Annotated in this window: 8 protein-coding genes; 6 read left to right on the plus strand and 2 right to left on the minus strand. The window is 62.8% G+C overall.

Going from position 1 to position 6,000, the window contains the following annotated elements; all coding sequences use genetic code 11:
- The first annotated feature begins 181 nt into the window (after positions 1 to 181).
- A complete protein-coding gene (locus tag VEC01_RS00155; protein WP_324897530.1) occupies positions 182 to 691 on the plus strand; it encodes a transporter in 510 nt (169 codons plus the stop codon).
- A gap of 61 nt (positions 692 to 752) precedes the next feature.
- Here the strand turns inward: VEC01_RS00155 and VEC01_RS00160 are convergent, their stop codons facing one another.
- A complete protein-coding gene (locus tag VEC01_RS00160; RefSeq protein ID WP_324897532.1) occupies positions 753 to 1,316 on the minus strand; it encodes a phasin family protein in 564 nt (187 codons plus the stop codon).
- Between the two features lie 547 nt (positions 1,317 to 1,863).
- Here VEC01_RS00160 and ybaK point away from each other — a divergent pair.
- The 3 genes from ybaK (at position 1,864) to VEC01_RS00175 (ending at position 3,709) form a co-directional block, all read left to right on the plus strand.
- Positions 1,864 to 2,355 carry a Cys-tRNA(Pro) deacylase gene (gene ybaK / locus VEC01_RS00165; protein WP_324897533.1) on the plus strand — a complete coding sequence of 164 codons (492 nt, stop codon included), beginning with the start codon at positions 1,864 to 1,866 and terminating at the stop codon, positions 2,353 to 2,355.
- 24 nt (positions 2,356 to 2,379) lie between these two features.
- Entirely contained in the window at positions 2,380 to 2,985 is a 606-nt protein-coding gene (gene plsY, locus VEC01_RS00170) for a glycerol-3-phosphate 1-O-acyltransferase PlsY (RefSeq protein ID WP_324897535.1), read from the plus strand.
- 64 nt (positions 2,986 to 3,049) lie between these two features.
- Entirely contained in the window at positions 3,050 to 3,709 is a 660-nt protein-coding gene (locus VEC01_RS00175; protein ID WP_324897537.1) for a metal-dependent hydrolase, read from the plus strand.
- On the opposite strand, the gene tsaD is transcribed toward VEC01_RS00175, so the two are convergent.
- The gene (gene tsaD, locus VEC01_RS00180) at positions 3,710 to 4,738 is read right to left on the minus strand and encodes a tRNA (adenosine(37)-N6)-threonylcarbamoyltransferase complex transferase subunit TsaD (RefSeq protein ID WP_324897539.1); all 1,029 of its coding nucleotides are present in this window, start codon (positions 4,736 to 4,738) and stop codon (positions 3,710 to 3,712) included. It abuts the gene before it with no gap.
- A gap of 73 nt (positions 4,739 to 4,811) precedes the next feature.
- On the opposite strand from tsaD, the gene VEC01_RS00185 reads away from it, so the two are divergent.
- Complete coding sequence (locus tag VEC01_RS00185; protein ID WP_324897541.1) at positions 4,812 to 5,435, plus strand: ANTAR domain-containing response regulator; 624 nt, start codon at positions 4,812 to 4,814, stop codon at positions 5,433 to 5,435.
- A gap of 317 nt (positions 5,436 to 5,752) precedes the next feature.
- A partial coding sequence (locus VEC01_RS00190; RefSeq protein ID WP_324897545.1) for an ABC transporter substrate-binding protein occupies positions 5,753 to 6,000 on the plus strand: 248 nt, incomplete at its 3' end.

Genomic DNA, 6,000 nt, shown 5'->3' on the forward strand with positions numbered 1-6,000 from the left:
TGCAGCAAGGCTGGCGTTGGTACATTGGAAGCACGGTGAATTTTTTCCGGATGAGCGCTATGGAAAGCCTACGTACCATTTCTTATATTCTTCTAGTGGCCGCCACATTCGCGGCGACCTATCTGGTCACTCACATCTGAATCCTGCGCCGGGCTGGGGCACGTCGTCGGCCGGTCGCATCATGTCTCCTCGCAGCGCAGGCAGCCGTGGATGGGGTGCCGCGCGCCCGATCATCTTCCTGTCCGTGTTGCTGTGCAGTGCTCCCGCCGCGCAGGATGGGCTGCTGAAGAACTGGTTCAATGATCCGTTTTTCGCGATTGCCGACGGCATGCCCGGCTGTCCCCGGCCGCGCGGCCCGCTGCTGACGGAAACCGAAATGAAAGCCGAGTCGCATTCGCGCGCGGAGCGGGGCACGAGCTGCTGGATGGCGGGCACCTGCAAGAAACCGAATGCCTACCTCTTTGATGCGGCGATCGCCAGCGAGATCCGGGCGCGCGTGCCGCCATACCCCGACGACAGCCTGTGGATCACAGTGCAGCGGCGCTGGGTCTGGGTCGACGGCTGCGTCGCCGACGCCTCGCGCGCCGCCGAACTGGAAGCGCTGCTGAAGTCGGTGCCCGATGTCGAGCATGTCCTCGTCAACGTGATGCAGGGGACGAACGGCAAGCCGCCGTACAGGACGCTGCCTTGATCGCGCAGACGAAAAAAACGGGCCGCGAATGCGGCCCGTTTCCGTTTGCTTCAGGGTGAGATTACTTGCGCGCGCGGCTGGCGGTCTTTTCCGTCGCCTGCGAGAACTGGCTGACTGCCGAATTCATGTTCGCTTCCATGACTTCGACCGCCTGCTTGGTGGTCCTGCTGAACTGCTCGTAACCTGCGTTGGCGTTACCGATCGCAGACTTGAACATTGCGATCACGTTCTCGGAACCGGCAGGCGCGCTCTTGGACACGTCGTCGACCAGCGCGGAAAACTTGCGGCCGGTTTCGGCGATCTGCTCTTCCGCGGTGCGGGTGAGTTCCGCCTGCACGCTGGTGGCGATGCCAGCCAGGTGACGGCCGTACGCGATTGCCTTGGCGGCGGTCGGCTGTGCCTGCGCGGCGGTCAGGGAAAAGAATTCCTGCGGGTCCTTGGCCGACAGCAGCTGACGGGCGGCGATGGAAGAATCCTCGAGCGACGCCTTGGCTACATTCAGGTTCAGGTCAACCACCTTTTCCATGCTCTCGAATGCCTTGCTGGTCAGGTTGGTGAGAAGAGACAGCTGGGCTTCCAGATTGGTCTTGGCAACGTTGGAAAACTGTTCGGGAATGGTAAACATGGATCGCTCCTTTTGATATATGCGGTATGGGTTAGGCAAACACGTTATTGTGCGCTGCAACAATTCCTATTTTATGGGCGCGGCGTCCTAAGTCAAGTGATTTTTGTGCGCCGCACAAAAATATATTTCGTCGCAAGGGAAGATGATGCTGGCGAGAAATCAGGATTGTCCGGCAACCGCATCGTGCCCACTTTCCATACGCGGTCGCCAATCAGAGTTGGCTTTTTAACACATGCCGCTTCTTCAGGCTTTAGTCAGCAAGGAGAATCGACAAGTTCATTGATTTTTCTCAAGCGCTGGCCTGCGTTGCACTTCGTCCGGCCGTTTCCCTGCTGCCTGCCCGGAACCGGCATTCAACCCCGATCCTGTTAGCGCTTGCATTGCCGGACCCGCAATCAAATTTCTTTCCCATCCCTGCAAGGATGGACGACCGCGTGCGGCACATATCGTCTCCGCTGCCGGCGTGAAGGCTTCATGACAAAAGCGCAAGCCCGGCCGCAAACACCGCTTCTTGTTGCATAATGTCGCCAATTTTTTGGCGCGGACGATGGCAAAGAAAGAACACATTTCGGAGACCCCGGCGACGCAGTTCCTGCGCAAGCAGGGCATTGCGTTTTCCGAGCATCCGTATGAATACGAAGAGCATGGCGGCACCGCGGTGTCGGCGCGCGAACTCGGCGTCGACGAGCACCACGTGATCAAGACCCTGATCATGCAGGACGAGGCGGCCAAGCCGCTGGTGGTGCTGATGCACGGCGACCGCAAGGTGTCGACCAAGAACCTGGCACGTCAGATCGGCTGCAAGTCGGTCGAACCATGCAAGCCGGAAGTCGCGAACCGGCATTCCGGCTACCTGGTCGGCGGTACCTCGCCGTTCGGCACCCGCAAGGCGATGCCAGTGTACGTCGAGGAAAGCATCCTCGCGCTCGACAAGATTTACATCAACGGGGGCCGGCGCGGCTACCTGGTCGGAATCGATCCGAAGGTGCTCGCCAAGGTGCTGCCGGTGAAGGCGGTCAGTTGCGCTCTGGAAGACTGACGCCATCCATTTGAAAGGGAGAGAATGAATACAGTGCTGTTTGCGGTCCTTGCCTACCTGATCGGCTCGGTGTCTTTCGCGGTCGTGGTCAGCAAGCTGTTCGGCCTGGCGGATCCGCGCACCTACGGTTCGAAGAACCCGGGTGCAACCAACGTGCTGCGTAGCGGCAACAAGGCAGCCGCGGTTCTGACGCTGCTGGGCGACGGCGTCAAGGGCTGGTTCGCGGTCTGGCTGGCGCAGCGTTACGCGGAACAGTACGGCGTGGGCGACGACGGCATCGCGCTGGTGGCAATCGCCGTCTTTCTCGGCCACCTGTGGCCGGTGTTCTTCCGCTTCGAGGGCGGCAAGGGCGTGGCGACCGCGCTCGGCGTGCTGCTCGGGCTGAACGTCTGGCTCGGCCTGGCGACCTTCATCAGCTGGCTGGTCATTGCCTACGCATTCCGCTATTCCTCGCTGGCCGCGCTGGTGGCCAGCATCTTCGCACCTTTCTATTACGGCTTGCTGTTCGGTACCGACATCATCCTGCTCGCAGTGCTGGCGATGAGCGGCCTGCTGATCTACCGCCACAAGCAGAACATCGGCAACCTGATGGCGGGCAAGGAAAGCAGGATCGGCAGCAAGAAGAAATAGAGAACGCCGTTCAGGAGGCACGCGTCCGCACCGCGATCGGTGCTGGTTATGAAAGGAGCCCCGCATGTTTATCGGTCATTTCGGCATCGGCTTCGGCGCGAAGGCGGCAACTCCGGGCATTTCCCTCGGCACGCTGTTCCTGGCAGCGCAGTTCCTCGACCTGCTGTGGCCGACGCTGCTCCTGCTCGGCGTGGAGACGGTGCGCATCGCGCCGGGAAACGGTTCGCTGACGCCGCTGGTATTCGAGCATTATCCGTTTTCGCACAGCCTGCTTGCGGTGCTTGCCTGGGCAGCGGCAGCGGCGCTGCTCTACGGCGCGCTGCGGCGCGAGTGGCGTGGCGCGCTGCTGATGGCGCTGCTGGTGGTCAGCCACTGGCTGCTTGACGCAATCGTGCACCAGCCTGACCTTCCGCTGTATCCCGGCAGTGCCACCTTCGTCGGCCTGAACCTGTGGGCGTCGCTGCCGAAGACGCTCGCGATCGAATTGCCGCTCTTCGGCTTCGGCGTCTGGCTGTATGCGCGCAGCACCCGCGCGCAGGATGCGGCGGGCAAGTGGGGGTTCTGGTCGCTGGTCGCCTTCCTGTTGCTGATCCATGCCGGCAATCTTTTCGGCGAACCGCCGCCGAGCAGCGATGCGATTGCCTGGGTCGGCCAGGCGCAGTGGCTGCTCGTGCTCTGGGGCTATTGGGTGGACCGGCACCGCCGGCCGGCGGCGCGCGGATAATCAGACGGTGCGCAGTTCTTCCAGCGGCCAGCGCGGCCGCACATTGAACGCGTAATCGCGTTTTGCCGCATCCGGATTGATCTGCAGCCGCATCGCGCCGGCGAACGCGATCATCGCGCCGTTGTCGGTGCAGAACTCCAGCTCCGGATAGAACACCCGGAAGCGCCGCTTTTGCGCCGCTGCGTTCAGCGCTTCGCGCAGCTGGTGGTTCGCGCCCACACCGCCGGCGATCACCAGCCGCTTCAGGCCGGTTTCCTTGAGCGCGGCGAGGCATTTCGCGACCAGCACGTCGACGATCGCATCGACGAAGGCGCGTGCGATATTCGCCTTGTCCTGTTCGCAGATGTTGACGACCTGGCTCTTCACCAGCGTCAGCACCGCCGTCTTCAGGCCGGAAAAACTGAAGTTCAGGTCCTTCGAATGCAGCATCGGACGCGGCAGCTTGTAGACGCCGGGGTCGCCGAATTCGGCCAGGCGGGAAATGGCAGGTCCTCCGGGATAACCCAGGCCGAGCAGCTTGGCCGACTTGTCGAAGGCTTCGCCGGCCGCATCATCCATGGTTTCCCCCAGCAGAGCATACTGGCCGACGCCGTCCACCCGCATGAGCTGCGTGTGGCCGCCCGAGATCAGCAGCGCAACGAACGGGAAGGCCGGCGGATCCTTTGCCAGCAGCGGCGACAGCAGGTGGCCTTCGAGATGATGCACCCCGAGCACCGGCCGGTCGAGCGCGAGGCCGAGGCCGCAGGCGACAGACGCGCCGACCAGCAGCGCGCCGGCCAGCCCCGGCCCCTGGGTGTACGCAATGGCGTCGACCGCGCTGCGCGGCAGGTCGGCCCGGGCCAGCACCTGTTCCAGCAGCGGAATGGCGCGGCGGATGTGATCGCGCGACGCCAGCTCGGGCACCACGCCACCGTATTCTTCATGCATCGCCACCTGCGAATGCAGCGCATGCGCAAGCAGGCCGCGTTGTGTGTCGTACAACGCGATGCCGGTTTCGTCACAGGAGGATTCGACGCCGAGGACAAGCATGGGATGGAAGGCGGGATGGCAAGCTTCTTGCAAACCTCTATTTTAAAGGATTCGCGCAGGGAGGTTTACCGGTATGACAGATTCCACACAGCTGAAGATCGTCGTCATCAATTCGCTGGTCGCGCCGGCGGGAGCGGACGAGGCGGCGCGCACGCAGGCCGAACGCGCGCGCCAGCTGCGCATCGGCCTGCTGGAGAGCGGCTACAACATCCTCGCCGCGCTGCCGCCCGATGCCGGCCTGGCAGAGCAGATCGCGCAGCTGCAGCCGGACGTGATCATCGTCGACGAACAGTCCGATGCGGCGCTGAAGAAGGTGGTTGCCGCCACCGCCGGCGCGCGCCGCCCGATCGTCTGCTTCACCGAGGACAAGGACCGCGACAGGATGCATGCCGCGATCGAGGCCGGCGTGTCCGCCTATGTCGTCGCCGGCCTGTCTTCGGACCGCGTGAAGGCGGTGCTGGACGTCGCCATCGCGCGCTTCGAGGTTGACCAGAAGCTGCGCCATGAATTGTCGGAAACCCGGCTCAGGCTGGCCGAACGCAAGGTGATCGAGCGCGCCAAGGGCTTGCTGATGGAGCGCCATGGCTGCACCGAGGACGAGGCATACAGGAAGCTGCGCCGGCTGGCGATGGACAAGAACCTGAAACTGTCCGAAGTGGCGCAGCGCATGCTCGATGTCGCCGACCTGCTCATTTGAGCGCCCTGTTTTAATGCAACGCACGAAAGCAGTGCGCGCAAAGGGGGAAGGTTCGCGGCAAATTTGTAGGAAAGACACCGACAAGGCTGGCACGCCAATTGCAATGAAAGGCATGGCGCCAACGATGGCGCAAAAGGATTTGATGCCGTCCTGACCAATGCTGGCCGGGACGGTACAGGACAAAGGCGTCCGCGCATGCGACCGACACTCGCATGGCGGGCGCCTTTCTTTTTGCCGGTTTCGACAACACGCATGAGGACGTCATGACTACAAAGACCAACCTGACCCGCCGCGGCATCATCAAGGCAGGCGCTGCAATGAGCGCAGCCGCCTTCGGGGGATTGGCGACCCAGGGAGTATGGGCTGCCGGCAGCGACAAGCCGGAAAAGGAGGAAGTGAAGGTCGGCTTCATTCCGCTGACCGACTGCGCATCGGTGGTGATGGCATCGGTGCTCGGCTTCGACAAGAAGTACGGCATCCGCATCGTGCCGACCAAGGAAGCTTCCTGGGCGGCGGTGCGCGACAAGCTGGTCAACGGCGAGCTGGACGCGGCGCATGTGCTGTA

The organism is Noviherbaspirillum sp. (assembly GCF_035627455.1).
GTDB lineage: Bacteria > Pseudomonadota > Gammaproteobacteria > Burkholderiales > Burkholderiaceae_D > Noviherbaspirillum.

Bases quoted from the DNA above. Each gene is read 5' to 3' on its own strand.
- VEC01_RS00155 (WP_324897530.1), top strand. From the start codon at position 182: ATGTCTCCTCGCAGCGCAGGCAGCCGTGGATGGGGTGCCGCGCGCCCG.
- VEC01_RS00160 (WP_324897532.1), bottom strand. From the start codon at position 1,316: ATGTTTACCATTCCCGAACAGTTTTCCAACGTTGCCAAGACCAATCTG.
- ybaK (WP_324897533.1), top strand. From the start codon at position 1,864: ATGGCAAAGAAAGAACACATTTCGGAGACCCCGGCGACGCAGTTCCTG.
- plsY (WP_324897535.1), top strand. From the start codon at position 2,380: ATGAATACAGTGCTGTTTGCGGTCCTTGCCTACCTGATCGGCTCGGTG.
- VEC01_RS00175 (WP_324897537.1), top strand. From the start codon at position 3,050: ATGTTTATCGGTCATTTCGGCATCGGCTTCGGCGCGAAGGCGGCAACT.
- tsaD (WP_324897539.1), bottom strand. From the start codon at position 4,738: ATGCTTGTCCTCGGCGTCGAATCCTCCTGTGACGAAACCGGCATCGCG.
- VEC01_RS00185 (WP_324897541.1), top strand. From the start codon at position 4,812: ATGACAGATTCCACACAGCTGAAGATCGTCGTCATCAATTCGCTGGTC.